The 22,044-nt window shown below is 60.9% G+C and carries 22 protein-coding genes and 1 pseudogene; 19 read left to right on the top strand and 4 right to left on the bottom strand.

Annotation, left to right across the window (positions count from 1 at the left end):
- Positions 1 to 7: 7 nt before the first annotated feature.
- The 5 genes from O0K41_RS09560 (at position 8) to O0K41_RS09540 (ending at position 4,373) form a co-directional block, all read left to right on the top strand.
- The gene (locus tag O0K41_RS09560; protein ID WP_006375902.1) at positions 8 to 271 is read left to right on the top strand and encodes a hypothetical protein; all 264 of its coding nucleotides are present in this window, start codon (positions 8 to 10) and stop codon (positions 269 to 271) included.
- A gap of 490 nt (positions 272 to 761) precedes the next feature.
- The gene (locus O0K41_RS09555) at positions 762 to 944 is read left to right on the top strand and encodes a ribbon-helix-helix protein, CopG family (RefSeq protein ID WP_141098938.1); all 183 of its coding nucleotides are present in this window, start codon (positions 762 to 764) and stop codon (positions 942 to 944) included.
- Positions 945 to 1,013: 69 nt separating this feature from the next.
- A complete protein-coding gene (locus tag O0K41_RS09550; protein WP_006375901.1) occupies positions 1,014 to 2,945 on the top strand; it encodes a DUF5906 domain-containing protein in 1,932 nt (643 codons plus the stop codon).
- 118 nt (positions 2,946 to 3,063) lie between these two features.
- Positions 3,064 to 3,279: a hypothetical protein gene (locus tag O0K41_RS09545; RefSeq protein ID WP_024956732.1), complete on the top strand. Its 216-nt coding sequence runs from the start codon at positions 3,064 to 3,066 to the stop codon at positions 3,277 to 3,279.
- Positions 3,280 to 3,347: 68 nt separating this feature from the next.
- Entirely contained in the window at positions 3,348 to 4,373 is a 1,026-nt protein-coding gene (locus O0K41_RS09540; RefSeq protein WP_006375900.1) for a zincin-like metallopeptidase domain-containing protein, read from the top strand.
- A gap of 77 nt (positions 4,374 to 4,450) precedes the next feature.
- Here O0K41_RS09540 and O0K41_RS09535 read toward each other — a convergent pair whose 3' ends face one another.
- Together O0K41_RS09535 and O0K41_RS09530 are read right to left on the bottom strand one after the other, a co-directional pair.
- Positions 4,451 to 5,170: a hypothetical protein gene (locus O0K41_RS09535; RefSeq protein WP_024956731.1), complete on the bottom strand. Its 720-nt coding sequence runs from the start codon at positions 5,168 to 5,170 to the stop codon at positions 4,451 to 4,453.
- Between the two features lie 419 nt (positions 5,171 to 5,589).
- Positions 5,590 to 5,868, bottom strand: coding sequence for a hypothetical protein (locus O0K41_RS09530; RefSeq protein WP_006375898.1), 279 nt, complete (start codon positions 5,866 to 5,868; stop codon positions 5,590 to 5,592).
- A gap of 203 nt (positions 5,869 to 6,071) precedes the next feature.
- On the opposite strand from O0K41_RS09530, the gene O0K41_RS09525 reads away from it, so the two are divergent.
- Entirely contained in the window at positions 6,072 to 6,644 is a 573-nt protein-coding gene (locus tag O0K41_RS09525) for a glycine zipper 2TM domain-containing protein (protein WP_006375897.1), read from the top strand.
- A 379-nt stretch (positions 6,645 to 7,023) separates the two neighbouring features.
- On the top strand, positions 7,024 to 7,362 hold the full coding sequence (locus O0K41_RS09520; RefSeq protein ID WP_032971199.1) for a hypothetical protein: 339 nt from the start codon (positions 7,024 to 7,026) through the stop codon (positions 7,360 to 7,362).
- Here the strand turns inward: O0K41_RS09520 and O0K41_RS09515 are convergent.
- A complete protein-coding gene (locus tag O0K41_RS09515) occupies positions 7,329 to 7,610 on the bottom strand; it encodes a hypothetical protein (protein WP_046431413.1) in 282 nt (93 codons plus the stop codon). The two genes, O0K41_RS09520 and O0K41_RS09515, sit on opposite strands and share 34 nt — an antisense overlap.
- Positions 7,611 to 7,957: 347 nt before the next feature.
- Here O0K41_RS09515 and O0K41_RS09510 point away from each other — a divergent pair, with 347 nt between their 5' ends.
- A complete protein-coding gene (locus O0K41_RS09510) occupies positions 7,958 to 8,314 on the top strand; it encodes a hypothetical protein (RefSeq protein WP_006375896.1) in 357 nt (118 codons plus the stop codon).
- Positions 8,315 to 8,524: 210 nt separating this feature from the next.
- On the opposite strand, the gene O0K41_RS09505 is transcribed toward O0K41_RS09510, so the two are convergent.
- Positions 8,525 to 9,499, bottom strand: a complete 975-nt coding sequence (locus O0K41_RS09505; RefSeq protein ID WP_006375894.1) for a hypothetical protein — start codon at positions 9,497 to 9,499, stop codon at positions 8,525 to 8,527.
- A 114-nt stretch (positions 9,500 to 9,613) separates the two neighbouring features.
- Here O0K41_RS09505 and O0K41_RS09500 point away from each other — a divergent pair.
- From O0K41_RS09500 to O0K41_RS09450, 11 genes and pseudogenes are all read left to right on the top strand, one after another.
- Positions 9,614 to 9,805: pseudogene (locus O0K41_RS09500) on the top strand (transposase); the annotation flags it as partial.
- 228 nt (positions 9,806 to 10,033) lie between these two features.
- The gene (locus O0K41_RS09495) at positions 10,034 to 10,465 is read left to right on the top strand and encodes a hypothetical protein (RefSeq protein ID WP_125892011.1); all 432 of its coding nucleotides are present in this window, start codon (positions 10,034 to 10,036) and stop codon (positions 10,463 to 10,465) included.
- Positions 10,466 to 10,531: 66 nt separating this feature from the next.
- Positions 10,532 to 11,734, top strand: coding sequence for an ankyrin repeat domain-containing protein (locus O0K41_RS09490; RefSeq protein ID WP_075677511.1), 1,203 nt, complete (start codon positions 10,532 to 10,534; stop codon positions 11,732 to 11,734).
- A gap of 216 nt (positions 11,735 to 11,950) precedes the next feature.
- Entirely contained in the window at positions 11,951 to 12,430 is a 480-nt protein-coding gene (radC, locus tag O0K41_RS09485) for a DNA repair protein RadC (RefSeq protein WP_006375809.1), read from the top strand.
- 259 nt (positions 12,431 to 12,689) lie between these two features.
- The gene (locus O0K41_RS09480) at positions 12,690 to 12,986 is read left to right on the top strand and encodes a hypothetical protein (RefSeq protein ID WP_099596791.1); all 297 of its coding nucleotides are present in this window, start codon (positions 12,690 to 12,692) and stop codon (positions 12,984 to 12,986) included.
- Positions 12,979 to 13,434 carry a hypothetical protein gene (locus O0K41_RS09475; protein WP_143568961.1) on the top strand — a complete coding sequence of 152 codons (456 nt, stop codon included), beginning with the start codon at positions 12,979 to 12,981 and terminating at the stop codon, positions 13,432 to 13,434. The genes O0K41_RS09480 and O0K41_RS09475 overlap by 8 nt, the downstream gene beginning before the upstream one ends.
- A 117-nt stretch (positions 13,435 to 13,551) precedes the next feature.
- Positions 13,552 to 14,052 carry a spore coat protein U domain-containing protein gene (locus O0K41_RS09470; RefSeq protein WP_006375771.1) on the top strand — a complete coding sequence of 167 codons (501 nt, stop codon included), beginning with the start codon at positions 13,552 to 13,554 and terminating at the stop codon, positions 14,050 to 14,052.
- A 130-nt stretch (positions 14,053 to 14,182) separates the two neighbouring features.
- Positions 14,183 to 14,842: a fimbria/pilus periplasmic chaperone gene (locus O0K41_RS09465; protein WP_099596794.1), complete on the top strand. Its 660-nt coding sequence runs from the start codon at positions 14,183 to 14,185 to the stop codon at positions 14,840 to 14,842.
- Positions 14,843 to 14,845: 3 nt separating this feature from the next.
- On the top strand, positions 14,846 to 17,041 hold the full coding sequence (locus O0K41_RS09460) for a fimbria/pilus outer membrane usher protein (protein WP_099596795.1): 2,196 nt from the start codon (positions 14,846 to 14,848) through the stop codon (positions 17,039 to 17,041).
- Between the two features lie 325 nt (positions 17,042 to 17,366).
- Positions 17,367 to 19,337, top strand: a complete 1,971-nt coding sequence (locus tag O0K41_RS09455; protein ID WP_099596796.1) for a site-specific DNA-methyltransferase — start codon at positions 17,367 to 17,369, stop codon at positions 19,335 to 19,337.
- On the top strand, positions 19,327 to 21,711 hold the full coding sequence (locus O0K41_RS09450; protein WP_158230229.1) for a DEAD/DEAH box helicase family protein: 2,385 nt from the start codon (positions 19,327 to 19,329) through the stop codon (positions 21,709 to 21,711). Before O0K41_RS09455 ends, O0K41_RS09450 begins: the two co-directional genes overlap by 11 nt.
- Positions 21,712 to 22,044: the final 333 nt, after the last annotated feature.

The following is a 22,044-nucleotide window of genomic DNA, read 5'->3' as shown; positions in this document are numbered from 1 at the left end:
GGAGCCGATGGGAACTTACGAATTCGTCGTCCGGGGTGACTACTTGGTGAGCAAGGTGATTGAGGTCTTTGCCCAGACCCAGTCCGAGGCAATGGAGGCATTCGCGCGACTGTCCTTGGCGGAGTTGGATGCCATCGATTGGCACCATGGCGCCCTTACGATTGAAGAACACGTGGTGGTGACGGAGGTGGAAAGCGGGAGGGAGTTTCAGCATCCGTTCTTGACCGATCGCAAGCGCGAGCAACTGGAGTGTTTGGCCGAAAATGAGTAGGAACTTCCGGCTGCTGGTCTTCCACTAGCCAGCAGCGATCGAAGGCCAGCAGGAAGACCAGTAGTGCAAGGTCGTTGAATCCCAAGGGATTTCTGCGACTAAAAGTGCGCTGCTGGCTTGCTGGCTTTCGATTCAACTCCCCTGTGCAAATGCGTCCAAATCGCATGGAAAGTGTTGGTATCTCAAATTTCAAAACCGATTCTTTTTTGACCCAGCAGACCAGCGGAACGGTTTTCTATGAATGCAAAGCTTTTGGAATCAAGGGTTTGTAGCTGCTGGTCTTCCTGCTGGTCTTCTCTTTCTGCTGGCTAATGGAAGACCAGCAGGGAAGGGAAAGCCAGCAGAACAGGGCTTCCGGAAAAAGTGCGAGAGATTCCGCAGTTTTCGTGTTTAGTCAAAAACCGTGGGTTGCGGAAAGCTCCTGGAGTGGTTGAGTGGAAGTGTCCCCCATGTGGGACACACCAAACCTTTCACCTTCGGAGTTGCCACCGTGAACGCCGCCACCCATCCCTCGTCGCCGCCGACTTACAGCATCCGCGCCAGCGTGAAAAAGCACGTTCGGATCAAACGCCCCTTGGCCGAACGCCTTCGTCTCGCCGCGGCCGAAAACGAGATGACAGAGAGCGAGTTCATTCGCCGCGCCTTGGAAACCGCTCTCCCGCGCGCTGCCTGAGCAAGCCTGTCCCCCCATAACGACAAACCCCCACCGGCCAGGGCGAGGGTTTGAGAGGAGCCAACAACAATGTCTACAACCAATGTGTCCCCAAAAGGGAAGGCTGTCAACCCGACGACGGAAGAGCCAAGCAACATCGTGCCATTCGAAGCGTCGCGTTTCCTGGGTGCGGAAGCCTCCGCCCGCAAGGTCAACCTGGAGGCAGAGGAGCACAAGCAGCTCTACCGCCACTCGGTTGATCGAGAGGGCCAGCGCAAGCCACCGTCGCTCCCCATCCTGTTTGCCCGCCGCACCACCGAATGCGTCGATCGCTTGTGGGCGTGCCAAGCCACCAGCGGCACCGGCGAGATCGTACACCATTGGAACGGTACCTACTGGCAAGCGATCAGCGACGCGGAAGGTGTGGGTGTGGCATCCGATTGGATCGACCGCAACGCCGATTTCGCGGGCAGCCCCAAGCTCGCCAAGGACTGCTGGGACATGGCTTCCCTTCGGCTGCGCCAGAAAAACCCCATGCCAGCCCAAGCCAAGCGGGCCATCGTGCCGGTGGCAGACGGCTACGTGGAAATCCTTCCCGGCGGTTTCCATGTGCTCGCTCCTGATCCCGCCTTGGGCATGACCCACGCGGTCAGGGTGGCCTGTGGTGGCAGGCAGGGCCATGCATACAAGCCCCAGCCTTTGCCGGCTGACTCGCGATTCGCCAAGTTCCTCCGCCAAGCCCACGACGACCCGCGCGTCATCGACCTGCTCCAGGAGCAGTGCGGCATGACCCTGTTGCCGGGTGTCTACAGCCAGGCCGCCTGGTGGCACGGCGTCGCAGGTTCTGGCAAATCCACCCTGGCGGAAATCGTGGAAGCGATGCACCGTCAGGTGGCCCGCTGCAACCTTGAAACTTTGGGCGACCGCTTCAGCCTGGAACCCATGATTGGCGCCAGCCTGATCCTGGTGGACGAAGTGGAGTGCGAGAAGTGGGCCGAAGGTCGGTTCAAGACGATGGTCTCTGGCAATGGCATTGGCATCGACCGGAAGAACCAGAAGCAGCTGGCGAGCTACCATTCCACGGCCAAGTGGATCATCACGTCCAATTCGGCCCCCTTCATCCGCGACAAGAGCAACGGGGTGTGGCGCCGCCTCACCGTCGTGCACTGGAAGAAGGCGGTACCGGTCAACCAGCACGACCCTGATCTGGTCAAGAACATCCTGGCAGAGGAAGGCCAGCTTGTGCTGGACTGGATGCTCGAAGGCGCCCGACGCATCGTGGCCCGTGGTAGGGCGTTGTCCGACACCGACGCCGACATGCCCGAAGCCGTGCGCGCAGCGAAGCTGGCCGCCCGCCATGGCAGCGACCAGGTCATGGCTTGGGCTCAAGCCGAGCGCGTGGTGCGCATTGAGACGGATGAGTGCACGCTTTCCATGCGGCAGGTCTACGAGAACTACAAAAACTGGGGCTACCGACAAGGGCTGGCGGACATCGATCTCCTCACCGGTCGCCAGTTCTGGCGAGGCTTGAAAGAGATGGGCCTGGACGACGGCGCCCGCTCGAACCGTCGCATCAATGGCAAACAGGAAGAATGCGTGCGCCTGCGAATCAACGGAGCAGCCACCGTCGGCGAGGCCTGTGGCGATCTGCCGTTGAGATCATCGGCGACCGTGACAGCACTGCGCGTGGCGCAGGAGCGCTCTCAGTCTTTGGAGCCTTGGGAAACCGATGTGACGCCCACCCTCGAACAGCAAGGGGCTCGGCAGGAAGAGATGGAGCGTCGATTCGACCGCTTGAGCGCTCAGCAGCAGGCGGCTGAGATGGGAGCTCTCCATGCCGATGCGTTGAGGGAGGAGGCAGGGCGCACCAGAGCCAAGGCAATCCAACTCCAGCTGCAGGAACGTATCAATGAACTGGAGATTCGTGCGCTGTTCGGTGAGCCGTTGGCGGGCCGAGAAAGCAGCGAAACCCAAGGTGGCGGAAAGGTGGGAGATGGGGATGCGCGCCAACGGCGGTCGTAAAGGCGGGGCCAAATCCGTGTTCCCATCTTCCGTATCAGCTCTAGCCAATGGATTGGTCGGTGACGCTAACGGTCCAGCCCGGACTTGCCAAATCCGTATCCTGTCGCATGCTGAAACCATGACCCCTTCCGATGCCTTTGTAGACGACAGCATGGACCGCCAGGACTCCCTGGCGGCGTCCCCCCGTTTCACCGTGCAACGAACCCCCGAGGGCATCCGCGTGCAGCTCCAGGAGGGCGACGGGGGCCCCGGCACCGCTTTGACCATCGAACGGGCCTTGGCTTTGCTGGAGAACCTGTTGGAGCAGGGACGCGCCGTCACCATTCACGATTGAAGTTTCCAGCCTAACCCCCTTGGCGTTGCCGACAGGCGCCTTTCCTTGCCTTCCAGGAGAGCCTGCCCGTGTCCGATGCCACCCCCAACGAAAGCTTCCTTCAGCGTCATTCCCGCGACGTCGTCGAGCGCTTGATCCGCCAGATGGAGGAGGGCACCGGTCCCTTTCTCAAACCCTGGGACGCCCGCGTGGACCTCGGGTTGCCCATGAACCCCACGACTGGCAAGAGCTACCGGGGCGGAAACCTGCTCCACCTGTGGGCCCTTCAGAGCGCCTGGGACACCCAGGACAACCGGTGGATGACTTACAAGCAAGCCGCGGCCGTGGGCGCTCAGGTGCGCAAGGGCGAGAAGGCCAGCGTGATTGAGTATTGGGATTGGTCGCGGGTGGAGGAGGCCAAGAAGAGCGGGGACCCCGACCTCATCGCCAAGGCCCACCCCAAGGTCTTCTTCCCACGCGTGTTCAACGCGATGCAGATCGATGGGTTGCCGGCACTGGTCCTGCCAGCCGCGCGCCCAGAGCCCGACATTCACCAGGCCTGCGAAGCGGTGCTGAGAGACAGCGGAGCCGAGATCCACCACGACGGGGGCAACCAAGCGTTCTACCGTCCGATGACCGACAGCATCCACTTGCCCCAGCGCAACACCTTTCACTCGGCCAGCGGCTACTACGCCACCGCGTTGCACGAACTGGGCCACTGGACCGGCTTTCCCACCCGCCTCAACCGCGATCAGAAAGGGGCTTTTGGGAGCATCGACTACGCCAAGGAAGAACTGGTCGCGGAGGTGTCATCCATGCTGATGGGCGAACGCCTGGGCATTGGCCACGATCCCACCCAGCACGCGGCTTACGTGAAGTCGTGGATCCAAATCCTCCGGGACGATCCCCGGGAGCTCTTCCGAGCCGCGGCGGCGGCCGAGCGGGTGGTGGAGTTCCTGAAGGTGCCCGAGTTGGTTCGAGAGCCGCTCCAGAAGGTTGAGCAGCAGCGGCAGTCCGTGGCGGCCAATCTGCATGAGATCGAAAAACATGCCGCCAACGACCGGTCTCGATCGCGCTTCAAGGCAAGAGGGGCGCGCCTGAACTTGGCAGTTTGATTCGTGAACAAGCGACTGAACGCGCACCCGCCTGTCGGGAGGCAGCAGGGTGCGCGACAGTGGCTGACAAATTCTGGTTATTTATTCTTCGACAGCACGTCCATGCGCAGGAGCATCTGCTTGAGAACGTCGATGACGGAAACCTCGTCAGCATCCTTGGCCGGAGCCAGGGCAAGTGCCCAGTTGCGGACCGATGGGCTCAAGTCCTCTCCCAGTTCCACCACCAAGTCCTGAAGGTCGTCTAACGGCAGATAGGCCGTCGCAGCCAAGATATCATCGAGCTTTCCCGACAGGTCTTCTTCGTGTGCCTTCCGAAGTTCTCTCGCGGTGGCTCCGCGCTTTCTAAGCTCGGCGGCGTGCTCCACCTTGATCTCTTCAATCTTTGCTTTCGCTGATTTGCTCTTCTTGCGAACGGCGCCGCGAACAATGTCACGCACCAGCTTGGCGTCGTGCGTGTCTGTAAGGCTGGCAATGAGTGTGTCACTTTTAACGCGTGCCGGTCGGTAGACGCGGACCTTGCTGACCTCATCCCCCAGCACTCGCTGCGTCCACTTTTCCATCGTCTCCTTTGCCTTCTTTTGACCGGTTAGAGGCGACGGAACGTTCTTGAGGCGTGGTTTACCTTCGAAGTCCACCAGCAGGCCATAAGTCTTGAGGATGCGGTGGCTGTAGGTTGTGTCGGACATCCAATTTCCCCCTGTGAGTGATCCTGCAATTTTGCCAGTTCCGTAGACGGTTTGGCAGGTTGAGGGAGAGCGTTCCCACATCATCACAGGTTGAATGTCGATCAGGAACATTGCACGACAGGAGAGCTTGCCGGTTTCAGATTCCTTGCCAGACGCGGAGGGGCGAGAGAGAAAGGGGAAGAAATGGCCAGTCTGATCTACGTGCAGTAACAGAAATTCCGATCCGTGTGCTATCGAGCATGCGCGAACCCATCGTGCATCCCAACGTGTAGGCGCGGACTGCACCGCACTCCGCCGGCTGCTAGCCCTGCATGAACGGCCTCAGTGCGCTCGGGTTTGAGCGTCACGCCGCACTCTGGCTGCGCCAGCGGGGCATTGAGGTCAACGTGGCCTTTTGGTCCAAGGGCTTGAGCCACAAGTTGGTAAGAGCGGCCACCAAGGTTGCTAGCTTGGATGGCCACTTGCAGACATTGACGAAGCCTGCGCGACGTAGAGGGAAACCGCTTGTGGCAGTGGGCCAGGCAGAGCGGTTACTTCTTGGATGCCATGCGCTGGTAGAGCTTGTAGACGCCGAACATCGCCGCACCACCCGCAATTGGTGCAGCCGCGACCACCCCCAGTCCAGCAAGCATGCCACCGCCCACAACGCTCCCGACGGTTGCCAAGCCGGAGGTCACGGCGGCTGCACCGGCGGTCCCGGCCGCTGCACCACTGGTTACGCCGAGGATCGCAGAAGTTGCGCCAGCGACGGCTCCGCCGCCGGTCGAAATCGCGGCACCTGCGGCCGATGAACTCTTCTTCCTTGCCATACATTTCCCTGTTGGTTTTGAGTTGTGGGCAGAATCATCGCCTGAGCATCAATCTCTGTCCATATGCTTCATTTTGTCGCTTTTCCGTCAATTTAATGACGCGGACTGCAGTCTGTGTAACCGCGCTCCGAAGCCCCCCCCCTTGCGCATTCCCAGAATCGATCTATGCATAGGTGAACCTACTCACGAAATGGAGGTGCACCTTGAAACCCATCGTTCTGGCCCTTGCATTGGCGTTGTCTGCTCCGGCCGCCTTTGCCGCCGATTCCACCTCCGCTCGCCGTTACGGTTCGTCCGAGGCCCTATCCGTCCAGGACGCCCGACTGGGCGAGGTCCTGATGGTTCGCACGGTTCAACTGACGTCCGACCAGCGTCTGAACGCCGGCTCCGCCATCGGGGCGGCCGTTGGTTATGGGGCTGCTAACCAGGTCAAGAACCGGGAATACCGCAATGCAGCCCGGGTGACCGGTGGCGTCATCGGTGCGGCTGCCGGAACCGCGGTTCAAAAGGGCCTCAGCGGCCGGCGTGCGGTGGAGATCTACGTGCGCGATCTGTCCGATCGCCGCCAGCGCGTCCTCGCGGTGGTCCAAGACGCCGATGTGGATGTGCGCGAAGGTGATCGGGTCTTCTTGGTGGGGAAGGGTAAGAAGACCCGGGTGGTGCCGCTTGATGCTTCGCCGGTGCGCATTGGCGATTATTCGTGCGGAAGCCCTTGTGCCATTGGCATCAATGCCCGGTCGGACAACAACAGCGCTCGCGTGCGCGTGGGGCCGTAAGGATGCACAAAAGCGAACACGTTGGTGGAGGCGTGTATTGCGAAGGCACGGCTTGCGGGCTTCTGGTTGAGCTCATGAAGCGGCCATCCGTTGCCCACCGCCGCTCCGAAGTCGCCCGGATGGTCCGAGAGGGACACGGCCGCGCCGCCATCGCCCAAGCCCTGGGCGTTCCATCGCCCGTGGTGAGCGCCGATCTGGCCCACCTGGGGTTGCGTCAAAAGCCCCGGCGCCCACTGGCTGACCAACACGCTCTGGTGGTGCGCCTCCTGGAGCAGGGGAACAACGGCCCTGCAATTGCCAAGCGCCTGGGCGTGACCCGACAGGCAGTCCACGCTTACCTGCAGGCCCATGGCCTGCTCCCAACCCAGAGGAGGATCCCATGACCGTTATTCTGGTGGTCGTGCTGTTTGAGCTCGCCATGTTTGCGATCACCTTCGGAATCGCGTGGCTGTGCGCGTCCAAAGCCCGCAGCGCACGCAGGGGCTGGGAGGCGTTCCAAGCCGGCCAAGAGGACGCCCCATCCGTGGTTGCGTTGATGTGGCATTTGGCCGTGTTCTACGCGTGCTTGGCACTGCTGGCTTACCAGCTACAGCACGTGGTGAGCCAAGTCTGGTTGGATCCTTCCAACCTATACCTGTCATCCACGCTGGCTCTTGTCGTTTATTCGATCGCATGCGGGCTGCTTCACGGCAGCGGGCTGGCGCGGAGGCGGGCATGAGAACGAGTCACGGTCGGTTGCGCCCAGACCCCGTCGACGCCCGCCCACGCCACGATGGGCTGTTCCAAGGCGAAGACACAGGCGAAGAGATTCACGAAGAGCGTGACCCGTTGCTTCAAGCGCTTTACACCGAATCGCTCCATGCCCGCGGGGACGTGGACGCTGTCGATCGCTTGCTGGATGCCCACCGAGAGGCGCTTGGGGAGCCCGAGCAAGTCGCCTATGCCCGTCAGCAAGACGAACGCCATGATCGGACGTTGCCATTGCCGAGCGGTGGCCTGCCGTTGAGGCCGTCCACGGAGCGCTACCTAGAGGAGCATCGGTCATGGAACCCGCCGACCGCCAAAGAGGCCGCCATCGCACGTTCCAGGGGTCCCACCATGGTGCTCGAAGGGAAGGCATGGCGCGCTGAAGACGACGTTGCCGAGGTTACGGTGGAGGCTCCCAAGGACGACCCGTGGCAGCGGATGCGTTGAGTTCGTGTCTCAGCTGGAGAGACAGTTGGGCACCATCATTGCTGCTAGGAACACGGTGTTCCCTTCGGCTATCCTGCCCAGGGTATCCATCACTGGTATTGCTAACAACAGGGGGCGTTATGGCAAGCGTGACAGTAAGGACGCGGGATGAGCTGGAAGCGGCCAAGAATGCAAAGGCGCAGCAGATTGTGGTTGTGGGCAAGTTGGCAGACGACCTGAAGAAGACGCGCAAGTTCGCCAAGCTTGGTGCCGTCGGTGTTGCAGCAATCGTTGCTGCAGTTGGGCTCGCTCCAGTAACGGCTGGGCTCAGCACGCTCAGCCTGGGGGCGGTCGCGACAGTCACTGGAGTCGAGATCATCGGCATCATCACCGCCGCAAGCCTTGGTCTCTCTTTGATCCTCGCAATCTACAAAGGCTACGATGTGGAATACGAGGCTGGCGGAAAGGTCATTTTCAAGCGCAAGGAAGGAAAGTGATGCCCGGCTTCGTTCCAGGGGCGCCTTACCTTTTTGTTTGCGAGAAGTGCAGTCATCACTTTCAGCGGAAGATCAACTTGGGGCTCTTCTGTCCGGCATGCAAGTCGCTGTCCGTGAAGCCTCGTTTGGTCTGTAAGTAGTGCTCGTTGGCCGCCATAAAGTTGGCGGCCACTTCCAATGACCGGTCGAATCGGGTTTAACATCGCGGTCTCAGGTGCCCCGTAACCCTTTTGCTTCAAAGCGCTCCAGTATCGCCGTCACGGCTTCTGCGGCACGGTCCGGTGACGCATCTATGCGTTCCAAGCCCGTCATGGCGACGGGCAACGGCGCATTCGGATCGGTCGTGGCCACCACGGCCAGGACTCTTCCTCGGATGGTGTCTTCCACCGTGGTCCATTCGTCGGCGAGACGCTGGGGTTTATCGGTGAGAAGGACCACCATGACGGGGCCGGGTGTCAGCAGGCGGTTGGAGCGTCCCCGAAGTGCTGCGCTGTTGTGGACATGGATGGCCCGGCGGTGCCCATCTTCGGTCAGTTGGACCAGGACGCTGTGGCAGCTCGGCGCGCCCATCTCGTTGCAAACGATGTGGATGCGACCCTTGGCCCATTCCTGAAAGCCCACTGAGGAGGGCGCCAACTCATCGCTGGTAAAACAAGCCTCCACGAACCGTCGGCCTGCGAGGCTCAGTCCTTTCTCTTCGATCAGGCCCCAGCGTTCAAAGGTCTGGCGATTGATGCTGCTTTTCGACTGCAGTCCAAGGAATTCTTTTGGGTCCAGGTTACCCCCGCCGGTGCCAGGAAACACGTGGTGACGCTCGGTGATTAAAGCGCGTCGCAGAAGATCGACCTGGCCAAACGACAGGTCGCTCAGCGCCTTAATGAAGTGGCGCTTGAGATGGCCTGCGGTTTTGCCGGTAGCGATTGAACAGGCAAGGCGGCCATAGACGGTGGCCTTCTCGGCCTCGATGTCCATCTCCAATGCCCGCAGCATGGCCAGAAAATCTTCCGAGGTCATGGCCTCCGCGTTCTCGGGGAACACCTGACCCTCAAGCGCGGCACGGGTGAACTCCCGGTAGCGCTCCTCAGTGCGCTTGGCAAGCCAGGCGGCGATGAATTTTGGGCCCTTCGAAAGAAGGGCGAACGGACCGGAGATTTCCTCCAGGGGGGCAAGGTCAGGGTAGTCCATCGGGGTCTCGTGACGGTTTGCGGGTCCAGGTAGCTCATCCTCAAGCCTTCAAGCCCGTTCTTCAATCCTCCGGTTGAATTCCCCATTGGCAACGCGCGTGAGCTCGAACAGGTTGAGCGCTGGGAGCGCTGCAAGGCTAGTCTGCGCGCGAAGGTCGAGCATCCGTTCCGGGTGATCAAGCGGCAGTTCGGCTACACCAAGGTGCGCTATCTCGGCTTGATCAAGAACACGGCACAGGTGCTCACCCTGTTCGCGCTGTCCAACCTGTGGATGGTGCGCCGGAAGCTGTTGGCGGCACAGGGGTAACTCCGTCTTGAGGTGCCCGCAAGGGCACTTCGAGAGCGGAAAACATGGCAGTCCGCCGCGTCTGAAGGCCCAGGATGACTCCGGCGCTGAAAACCCACGACTCAGTGTGAATTGATCAGACCATCCCTATTTCTACTTTTGGCCGCTGCTAAAAATGGGGGGATTACCCGACGAGCTCCGCCAGGCCGCTTTTGACGAGCATTGGGACGACGAGACAAATTAAGATGAGTGGAAGGAGGACGCCCGCATCGACAGCGGCAAGACTACGAGGCCTTCCTGACGGCCGCGACCGAGTATCCGCTCCACTTCGCTGTTGCATGCGGCGATGCAGAATGGGCCGGTGACCTGCTCAAGGCTGGACGCACGCCTCAGGATCCCGATTTAGAAGGAACAACGCCCACGGATCTTCTGGGGCGGCCAGGTAATGATCAATCCGATCAGGTCATTCGTGCCCACAACCGATCCAAGCTTTTTGACGAGCTCCTTCCCGCTGCCAATGCTTGGAAGCCACCGGAAGGCGGATTTGGGGCCGACGCCAAACGTCAAGTCGGTGCGGCCATGAAAGCCCAGGGTGAGGAAAGGGAAGCCAGAAGCCTCGAATCCGACAACGGTTTTGACATGGAAAAAGAAAGGCGGCAAGAGCCGTCTTCTTCTATTTAATTCCCTTGCGAGGTTCTGATTTTCTGCTAATGGTGGGAGGTCAAAATACTATTGTGGAGGTGTGGGTTGAATATTTCGAATCTCAAAGACGTTCTTCTGAAGCAAATCGGGCTTACCAAAATCCCCGCTGATGTGAACGCAAGGGATGAAGATTGGCTGGATCAAACGCCACTTCATGATGCGCATCACCCGCGCGAAGTTCGGAGGCTGTTGGATGCTGGGGCTGACATCGAAGCGAGGGATGGCCTTGGAAATACGCCGCTTCATTCTGTGACAAGCGAGGGAGCCGTGATTGAACTGATCAAGGCCGGGGCAGACATCAATGCGCAGAATAACCAAGGGGAAACACCGCTTTTTAACGCGAGAGGGCAAGGGGATGCCAGGGCGTTGATTGCGGCCGGGGCAGACATTCATGCGCGCGATAACCGAGGGAAAACGCCCCTTTTCGGAGCGAGCGAAGGGGCTTTAAGGGAGCTCGTGAAGGCTGGCGCTGACATCAACGCTCGCGACACCCAAGGGAACACCCCGTTGTTTGGCGCACACAACGACAGTCTCAAAGCGTTGCTGAAGGCGGGAGCGGATGTCAGCGCGAGGAATAATGAAGGGCAAACCCCTCTCTTCCGAGCAACCGGGCAGACGGAGGCCCGCGCCTTGATTGCGGCCGGGGCAGACATCCTAGCCCGGGATAACCGAGGGCGAACCCCTCTCTTCGAGGCGAACACGGGCGCGCTTAAGGAACTTCTGAAAGCAGGCCTTGATCCCGCGGCGAGCGATGACCAGGGGAATCAACCGCTGCATATAGCCAGGGACCCCGAGGCGGTGGCCTTGCTCACCCGTGCAGGCGCAGACGTCATTGCACGGCGAATGGACGGCCAGGCGCCGATCCACCGTGCGATTTTTCCAGAGACGATTGAAGCGCTCGCCAAGGCAGGGGCGGATATGAACGCCCAAGACAACAACGGGAATACCTCTCTTCATGCGGGCCGCGATGCCACTGTCTGGAGTGCGCTGATTGAGGCGGGCGCAGATCCCCACATCCAAAACCAAAAGGGCGAAGCGCCGATCAACAGCGGCAAGCCATTTTTCAACGACTTGCGGGCTCAAGAGAGGGCCAAGCTCCTGGTCAGCCTGCTCCCGCCCGCCAACGCTTGGAAGCCACCGGAAGGCGGGTTTGGGGCCGATGCCAAACGCCAGGTTGGTGCGGCCATGAAGGCCCACGGGCAGGACAGCCAAACCCAGGAAGCCCCTCGCTTGCGAGCGCGCTTCTAAGCCCAAGGGAAAGGCGGCGAAAGCCGCCTTTTTCTTTTCTAGATCCCGTTGCGCAAACCAAACCTTTTGTTATGGGTAGTGCAACCCATTCATGAAAGGAGGCCTCATGCGCGTCTTGGTTCTTTCTCTGGCCCTTGTCGGCCTGCTCCCACTGACCGCCTCCGCCGCAGACACCACGCCCGCCCGTCGCTAATCCCGCGCCGGTGGAGAAAGCAAGTGAAGCGAGCCAACGACATTCGGGCCCAATACCAGCTGGCCATGGACGATGAGGGCATCCTCTTGGCCGCCTCGCACATCTTGGAGCGTCGCCTGCAGCGCCACGAGGCCATCACCGACCCCTCCAGTGCCAGCAACTACCTCACTGCCCGCTGCGCGCACCTGGATCACGAAGTGTTTGGCACGGTGTTCCTGGACGCCCGCCACCGCATCCTTGCCACCGAGCACCTCTTTCAAGGCACCATCGATGGGTGCGAAGTCCATCCCCGCATCGTCGCCAAGAAGGCGTTGGACCACAACGCCGCCGCGGTCATCTTCTTTCACAACCACCCCAGCGGAAACCCCGAGCCCAGCGTTGCCGACCGCGCCATCACCGACCGCCTCAAGCAGGCCCTTGCCCTTTTCGACATTCGAGTGCTGGATCACCTTGTGATCGCGGGCACCTCGCACGTGTCGATGGCTTCACGAGGGTGGGTGTGACCACCCCCTTTAAAGCAAAGACCTGCGGCGGAAGCCGCCGCCGACCGCTGCGCGCCGGCATCTGAAAAAGCATCCGCATGGATGGAAAGCACCAACGCCTTCGGCGCGATAAGTGATGTTAGGAAAAACTGTGGCCTTAGCTCCGCATTTTTTGCTTTTAGTCAAGATTTTGTCCACTAAGGCCGTGGACAAATTTTCAGGGTGATCTACCTTGAATTCAGTGGTAGGCAATGCCGCCGACCAAGACAAGAGGTGTCACATGAGCGCAACCGTCACAACCAACGAAATCAAGATGATCGCGTTGGGATTGAATCCCGGCTTGATTGAAAATTATGCAGCGGTGTCCTTGGAGCCCGTGAGCTTTGAAGAAGAGGACAGCCTGGGCTGGGCGACCACATTGAGTGCGGTTCATGCCGTCGAGCTCCACAACGGCGGGAAGGTCAACGTTTACGGACGATCCTTCCACGTCCCCCAAGCCAAGCCCGGTTACAAACACCTGCTCAAGTGCTGGCGAGAAGAGCAGGGGCGGCGCGCAGAACTGGCTAATGATGGGTGACGTGACTCCTCCGATGAACGGTTGTTGGGGAGACGGAGAGCTGGGAAAGAGTGAGAGGGCATCCGTGCTTCACGGCATCCATTTCGTCAGTCCCTCGGTGGGTGGCCCGCTCTTCAACACGGTGTGGCTTCCCACGCTTGCCGACTTGCGGGCGCTGCTCACCGACGCCGACCTTTGCAAAGCAGCCGAAACCGAGGTGAGGGCGTTCATTGACACGTTCGTGGACCCGTTGCCCCCTGAGCTCGACGAGGTCATTCACCAGCCATCGATAAAACAGATTTCCAGCTTGGCGGATGATTGCGGAATCGGCGTGGGCGTTTTTGTGACTGACGGGTTTGCGTTCGTCCTTCAGCGGATGATTCAGGAGGCAATGGCTCAGCACCGTGCGCGTGAGCTGGATGGGTTATGGAAACAGTCAGCGGCTGGTGGCAAACGAGCCAGGCTCTGACCGCTGGCTCAATGCCCCCCCCCCCTTGCGCGTTTTCAGATTCGAGGTATCGGTAAGGGGATGGCCCTTTCTGGGGCTACTCATCCCCACTCAATCCCTCTCAAGGAGACGATACCCATGACACGCAAGACCTTCCTTCGCGCCCTTCTGCCCATCGCCCTGGCTTCGCTGGCAGTGCCCGCGTTCGCCGCCGACACCACCGCGGATCTGACGATTCAGGGCACCTTGACCAACACCTGCCAGCTGTCCGTGACCTCCATCGAAGGCATGGACTGGTCGGGCATCTCTGAAGCTGCCGCCCGCACCTCCGGGCTGAGCATCGTGTGCAACGCGGGCACGACTTACTCCATTTCGCCGGGCCAGGGGCAGAACTTCGGCCTGCTGTCCGGGTATGAGACCTACCGGGCTGTGACCAACGGCGCCGGGGCTTACATCCCCTACGGCTTCTTCAAGGACCCGCAGGGAAGCCAAGTCTGGGGGGATGACACCGACGCGTTCACCGGCGTTGGCGACGGCACCGTCCAAAGTTACAACTACGCGGTGCGCTTCCTGGCCCTCAAGCAGGCCGTGGGCGGCAACTACACCGACACGGTCACCGTCACCGCTACTTACAACTGATTCCCATCGGTTGTCCCGACGCCCCCGGCTTGCCCCGGGGGCTTTTTGTTGCTGCAAAGATGAGTAGGTATGGGTTGACGGAATGGTATTCCGATCTAGCTTGAATGGAGACACCCCCAAAGGAGACCCCATGACCCATTCCCAACGTTTTTTGGCCGTGGCCGCCGCGTCCTTGCTGTCCTTTTCGGCGTCCGCCGGTTCCATCTCCGTTGGCCCCACCACCCTGATGGCCGATACCTCGGCCAAGCACGTCGCCGTGACGCTGCACAACAGCGGGGACACCTCGGTGCGTTACCAGGTGAAAGCCGTGGGGTGGAATCAGGCCACGGGGCAGAACGTGTTTTCACCCACCACTGAGATCGTGGGGGCGCCTACCTTCGTGGACGTCCCGCCCCAATCCAAGCGCACCGCCCGGTTGATGCGGGTGGGCGCGCTGGGCGAGCGGCGCTACTACCGCGTGCTGCTGATGCAGCTCAAAGACCCCAACGCCCAAGGCGTCCAGTTGTTGGTCAACCAGGACTTGCCCGTGGCCTTTGAAGCCGCCAACGCCACCGTCCCCCAGGTGACCGTCCAAGCCGTGGCCAAGGGCTACCGCCTGACCAACCACGGCCAGACCGCCGCCCGTGTGTCGTCCATTGGCCCGGCCGGTGGGAAGCCGTGGCGCGAGGGTGCATTGGGTTGGACGCTGCCGGGGGCTTCGATGACCTACGAGACCCAGCCTGGCCAGCGCGCTGAAAACCTTTCAATCACCGTCAACGGTCAGCCCGTCGCCGTCCCTGTGGGGCGGTGATCGATGCGTGGCCAAGCCTTGGCGTTGTTGTTGCTGGCTGCATCGTCGGCCAGCGCAGCGGTGCCCGATGGCGTGGCGCCCGCGTTTCTGGTGCCGGTCATCGGCGGCAAGGCCAAGGCGGATCCGCTCACGTTCTGGCAGCAAGACGGCCAATGGTTCGCCGACCCGGCCACCTGGCGCGAGGTCGGGCTCCAACTTCCGGCCGGTCAAACGGAGCCGATGAGCGCGCAGGCGCTGGGCGTGGGCTTTGCCGTTGACGAGGCCACCGCCACGGTCGCTTTGGACCTGCCGGCAGACCGGCTCAAGGCCCAGCGCGTGGCCCGTGACCGCGCCGAGCGCGGCCACATCGCGCCGCCCGCTCCCGGGGTGCTGGTGAACTACAGCGTGGCTGGCATGGTGTCCGAGCAACAGCAGGCGCTCTCCTTGGGGCATGAGGTCCGCAAGGCCGGGCGTTGGGGCGTTGTCAGCACCAGCGGGCAGGTCAACACGGACGCGTCGGGCACCGGCTACGTTCGCGGCGTGACGCGATGGCAGAAGGACGATTCCAACCGCTTGGTGACTTACCAGGCCGGCGATGTCTTCGCCGGTCCATCGTCCTCGCCGGTCAACCTGGGCGGGGTGCGCGTGGCCAAGGACCCGCGGGCCTTGGATCCGTTGACCCCCACCTATCCCGTCCCGATGCTCGGTGGCGTCGCGCTCGATCCGGCCACGGTCGAGGTCTTGGCCAACCGCGCCCGCGTGCTGCAGGGCCAGGTGGGGAAGGGGCCGTTCACGGCCGATGGCAGTGCCTTGGGCACCGGTGCGCAGCAAACCCAAGTCGTCGTGCGAGACCCTTACGGCCGCGAAACCGTGGTGAGCGATCAGCGCTTCTACGTCGCCCCCACGTTGCTCCGCAAAGGGCTCACCACTTGGGAGGTCGCGGCCGGCTGGGTGCGCCAAGGAGAGAGCGATTACGGGACATTGGGCACGACCGGGTCGGTGGCTTGGGGCCTCAACGACCGGTGGACCCTGCGCGGCACCGCCCAAACCTCAACAGATGGGAAGGCCAACGTGGCGTTGGGGGCCACCACGGTGCTTGGCACCTACGGCACGCTGGATCTGGAAGTGGGCACGTCCACCCAAGGCGGCCAACGCCAGGCCGTGGCCTACGACTACCGCGGCCCGAGGTTTGGCGTCCGCCTGGAGCACGAACGCCAGCAGGACTATTGGCGCCTACGCGCGCCCGGCGCGTTGGAGGTGGAGGAGCGCACCCGGGGCTCGGTCTTCTGGCGGCCCACGCCCCAGTGGTCCATCCGTGCAGGGTTCTCCGACGTGCGCACGCCGCGCTTTCGCACCGCTTACGCCGACGCCGGGCTGACCTGGCGTGGCGACGGGCACACCGTGGCCGTCTCCGCGTTGCGCGATCTGGAGCGCAAGGAAACCCGGGTGGAGGTGGGCTACAGCTACGATTTCGGCCGGGGCAAGGGCGTGAGCGTTCGGGCCCGGCAAGCCCCCGATGCCAACGCCTGGGCTGTCCAGGGACGCGCCCGTCCCACGGTGTTGGGAACCCCGGTCGGCTTGTCCGCTTCGGTGGACGAGGGGGCGGCCGGCCAGACGGCCCGGGCCAACGCCAACTGGACCACCCGCGCAGGGTGGGCCCAGATCAACGCCGAGCACGGACCCAGCGGCGCGTGGGCTTCCGGTTCGATGGCCGGTGCCGTCCACCTGGACCGCCAGGGCGTGACGTTCCTGGGGCCGGCCGAATCCTTCGCCGTCGTGGACGTGCCGGGCCAAGACGGGGTGCCGGTGAGGGTGGGCGGCCGCTTGGTGGGGAAGACCAACGCCCAGGGCCGCCTGGTGGTGGGCGAGGTGACCCCGATGCTCCCCACGGAAGTTCGGGTGGATGATCGGGCGCTGCCGCTGGGCACCCAGTTGGCCGAGATCGAGCAAACCGCCACCGCGGGCCGCCAAGCCGGCATGCACCTCACCTTTCCGGTCCTGACCGAGACCGCGCGCACCTTCCGCTTCACTGGCCCGGCCATCGAAGCGGGCACGGTGGCCAAGACAGCGACCGAGACCACCCAGGTGGGCTACGACGGCGTGCTCTACCTGGAGCAGCCGCGCCCCGGCCAGACGGTGGAGGTGGAAGGGGTCTGCAAGGCCCAACTGCCTGCGGACCTTGGGGCTGCGCAAACGGTGGCTGAGGTGGCTTGCCGGTGAGTGGGAAAAGCGCTGTCTGCGCAGTGCGAGTTGGATGGCATAGATGGTCCCCTAGCGCCTTCGTTGCAGCTCAACGGTTTGCGGGTCCTACATCCATGCGCGGAGGGGCTAACTTGCTGATTGTATTGGTCGAGGCGAAAATGGCGAAGGGGATGAGTTGCGACCTTTCGGAGGCGCAACGGCTGTGCGACGGCGCAGCCCATGAGACGGAGTTCGGGTATGTTCCGAAGCGTCGTCCTAGGGCTTTTTCAGCGCACAGGCTTCCCATGGCCCTAAGGGGCCATTTTTGCGGCTGGTCCGCGATCGAAGAACACAAGGTAATCAGATGAAATACGAAGAGCTGTCCAGGGCAGCGCTCATCAAGCTGCTGCAAGAGCACGATGCCGAACGCGCTGAAGCAGGGAGAGATGGCATCGTCTTGAACTACAGTGGGCGCACAGCTCCTTGGCAGATCGTTCGTCAGGTCAAGCCTCGGATGTTTGACTTCAACAAGCGCGCTTCCGTGGGCAGCGCTGAGGAGGAGTGCGTTAACGAACTCTGGGATGGCGAGAATCTCGCCACCATGGTCACGCTTTACAAGTATCGTGGCCAAGTGGATCTCGTGCTGACGGACCCGCCATACAACACCGGCGAGGACTTCCGTTACAACGACAAGTGGGACAAAGATCCCAACGACCCGGATATGGGCGATTTGGTGGCCAAAGACGATGGTTCGCGCCACAGCAAGTGGCTGCGATTCATGACGCCTCGTCTTTGGATGATGCGAGAAATGCTCAAGCCTGGTGGCGTCATCGCCATCTGCATCGATCATCGAGAACTCTACAGGCTGGGGATGCTGATGGATGAGATTTTCCACGAGGAGAATCGCATTGGCATCATCAATTGGCAAAAGTCATACTCTCCCAAGAGCGACGTAGGTGGAAAGAAGGGCGGCCTCTCTACCGCGACGGAATACGTTCTTGTCTATGCGAAGGATATTGAGCGGGCGAAGACTGGGCTTCTCGACCGAACTGAGAAGATGAATTCGCGCTATCGAAATGACGATGGTGATCCGGAAGGGGATTGGACTGCTGCTGACGCCACTGCCCCCGAGTATCGAACGACCGGAACCTACGCCATTCAATCGCCTTTCACAGGAAAGCTCTACTACCCCACAAGAGGACACTGGGTCTTCGAACGAGCCGAAATGAAGCGCCTGCTCCAAGGCTGGGGTAGTCAGTACGTGTCCCACAAATTGGATGACGAGTGCGAGGCGAGCGCTCTTGTAATCAAAGGGTGTGCCTTTGCAAATGGCGAGCCGGTCTCTGATCAGGTATGCCTTGAGCGTGCAAGAGAAAAGGCGTTTGCTATTCGGAATGGAAGTGTCTGGCCGGGTCTCGTTTTCACGGATGGCGGTGAAGGTGGGCCTCGAGCAAAAAAACACCTTGCCAAAGTGAAGAAGGGTAAAGTGCCGCTCACATACTGGGCGAATGAGGACTATGAAGGTCTTCTAGACTTGGGCGTCCAATCATGGGACCACGCCGAATCCGGCCATAGCCAGGCTGGCATCAATGAGCTGGATTCTATTGTGGGCAAAGGTCATGGGTTCCGAACCGTGAAACCCTTGCGTCTGATGAAGAAGATTATTCAGATTTGGTGCAAGCCGGACGGAATCGTGTTGGATCCCTTTGCTGGCTCTGGCACCACGGCAAATGCGGTGTTGGAACTCAACAAGGAATCCGACGCCAACCGCCGCTTTATTCTTGTAGAGCAGGGCAATGACGAGAAGGGCGATCACTACGCCAAGACCCTTACGGCTGACCGCATCCGGCGCGTGATCACTGGGAAGTGGAAGTCTGGGGATCGTGAGCCGTTGGGTGGAGGCTTCCGCTACTTCACGCTTAAGCGTGAAAAAGTGGACGCCAACGGCGTGAATGCCCTGGCGCGCGAAGAAATGATGGATCTCCTTTTGGTCAGCTATTGGGATCGCAATGACAAGGCCAAATCCTATCTTCGTAGGTTGCCTGTCGGCGGGCACAAGCACCTCTTTGCTGTGAATAGCCGCAACGAAGGCTTCTTCTTGGTCTGGAGCGCTCCAGATCAGCCCTCCATCCTGACGCGGACTGTGTTCAAAGAGATTGTGCAAGAAGCAAAGGCGGTCGGTTTGGCGGGGCGTTATCACGTCTACGCCGCTTTGGCGCCCTACACGGGCAGCGACATCGAGTTCTATCAGATCCCGGACAAAGTTCTGGAGCACATTGGCTTTAACGCCCGCGCGGACGCTTACAACAACGATGGTGGCATGGATGCAGATTGAGCTGAAACCGTTCCAGGTGCGTGCAGCCCAGCAAATCGCTGGCCGATACGCCTTCTTTGCCGGCCACCCTTACCGGCCGGTCTACAAGGGCAAGCTTCCTCGTCCGTTCTATCAGGCGCTGTCGGCCATCACGGGCGCCGGTAAAACACCGGTGCTGGCCGAGGCCGTCACGTTGATGCGCATGCACATGGGCGTTGAGCCCATCGTGTTCTGGATGAGCAAAGCCAAGTCGGTTGTCCAGCAGACCTATACAAATTTTTCCGGTGGCGGAAAGTATGCCGAGATCGTTGACGATTTCCGTGTCATCCGGGCGGCACAGCTGGAACCCAACCTGATCTCGGATGGGAGTTCTCCCCTCATCGTGATGGCCACGACCGGGCTGTTCAACAACAAAGAGCAGGCCGATGGCGCGTTGAACATCTACAAGAAGGATCAAGACCTGTTCGGTGACCAGTCGCCCTGGGAGCGATTGATCGCCCGTGATGTCGGTGGGGTTCGGCGGCCGTTGATCATCGTCTACGATGAAGGCCACAACCTGTCCGAACAGCAGACCCAGATCTTGGCCGAGCTGGAGCCGGAGGCCTACCTCTTGGCCAGCGCGACGCTCAAGCTGCCCTTGAACTTTGCTAAAACCGTGCTGGCTCCCCAGGAAAGCTGGGTCGATGAGGCGGGCGAGGATGAAGCCAGTCTTGAGCGTTTTGCCCTGTTGGCAGCGGTGGACGGGAAGGGTGCTGCCGACGCCACTGCATTTGCCATCACCGCGGTGGACAGCAACGCGGTCATCAAGGCTGAGCTGATCAAGACTTCCATTCAGTTCGACGGCACCACCGCGCCGATGGAACGTTGCTTGGACGATCTCCATGATCGGCTTCAGTTGATTGAGCAAGAAATTCAGGGCCGGGCGCTGGGGTTCACACCGAAGGCCATCTATGTGTGCAAGACCAACATCACCGACGACGGTGATAAGGACGATCACACCAAGCCCTTTGAACACCGCAATGCGCCGCCGATCCGCATCTGGCGCTATCTGGTTGAACAGAAGAAAGTGGATCCGGCCAAGGTGGCCATTTACGCCGACCTGAAGTTCTCCGATGGCAACAAGCCAGATGATTTGAATTTGTTCTCAAAGGGCGAGAGCGACTTCGACGAGTTCCAGGCCGGCGACTTTCAGCACATCATTTTCAACCAAGGCTTGCAGGAAGGTTGGGACGATCCTGCTTGCTACCTTGGCTACATCGATAAGTCGATGGGTTCTCAGATCAAGGTTGAGCAGATCATTGGCCGCGTTCTGCGCCAATACGACGCCAAGCATTACGATTCACCGTTGCTCAATAGTGCCCATTTCTTCTTGCGTGTGGACAAGAAGAATGTTTTTACCGAATCCATCGAGGCCGTGCGGGCCAAGCTCCAAGAATCTGGAGCAGCCATTGAGATCGTTCATACCTATGGCGGTGGGGATGGCGGCTCGGAGGATCTCGCGCCCAAAGAGGGGATCTCGGTGCTCCTTCACCAGGTCCATGCGGACGCCGACGACGCAGTGGGTGCCATTGCCCAGTTGGTAGCGCAGTTCCCCACCTTTAAGGAAGGAGAGATCGATACTCAGGGCGACGCGCACAGCAAGACCGAGACGGTGGACATCTCTGACTTGGCCAAGGAGATCGGCCACGACTGGACGGCCAGTGGGCACGCGAACCGGGTGCGCCTGCGTTGGCTGGTGAGCAACGCCATCCGTGGGCGCTCGAGGGCCGCACTGGCCGTGGTAGACCTAAAGGCTTCCAAGTTTGACGTGAGGGTGGAAGCCGGCAGCAACGCCGCAGCTGCAGCTGACACCCTGGCTAGGGAGATCGTGTCCACCTACTACCAGCTGACCTCGCTGGTGTATGAATCCGAGCTGGAGTTCACGTTTTCGACCATGCGCGTGCCGAAGAAGGCGCAGGCCTTCGAAAACGGCCTCTATCCGCGATACGCAGGCCTCAACAAGTTTGAAGCCCCGTTCGCCGCCGCCTTGGACAAGGCCGGACACACATGGCACCGGAACCCAAGCAATGGCGGTTTCCGTATTCCGCTGTTGTCGGAGGGGGACAGCGCCTCCTTCTCGCCAGACTTCCTAGTCTGGAAGGGCAAGTATGTGTTCTGCCTGGACACCAAGGGCTCGCACCTGCTCACCGATGCCGTGGCTCGCAAGCTGTTCGATATCCAAGACGAGGGGGCGACCAAACTGTTGACCCGCTTTATTTCCGAGGGCAAGCAAACCACGATCGGTGGCAAGGCAACAAAGGACGGCTACACCGTATGGAAGATGAAGAACGGGTCGCCCACTCCGATCCATGTGTCTAATCTCGACCAAGCCGTGAAGGAATGTTTGAAGGCTTAACAGACTGACCCTAGGCATGTCCCATGACTAAGGAATGCTGTCTCACATTGGAGAATGTTGGATGAGTGAAGCGGATCTCGTATGCGAAAGCGTCGAGTGGGTGAGGCGCGAACTGCGTGACCTGATGGGTAAGCAAAGGAAGGAACGTCCGTGGCTCAACTGTCCTACCGAGCGGGAGTGGGCCATTGCCAAGCTTTGGGATCGGGAAATGTCTGAGACGGAGTGGGCCCACGTTCTGAAGGTCCTCCGCCCGATCCTTGCTGAACCAAAGCGACAGCGGAAGCGCCTCTCGGAGGTGGCCGGTGGTGCCGCTGCAAATCCAAGTAGCAAGCC

The sequence above is a fragment of the Stenotrophomonas sp. Sm2128 genome (assembly GCF_030985535.1).
GTDB classification, from domain to species: domain Bacteria; phylum Pseudomonadota; class Gammaproteobacteria; order Xanthomonadales; family Xanthomonadaceae; genus Stenotrophomonas; species Stenotrophomonas maltophilia.
Note: the sequence above shows the minus strand (reverse complement) of the source record. Positions and strands in the feature narration are given on the sequence as shown.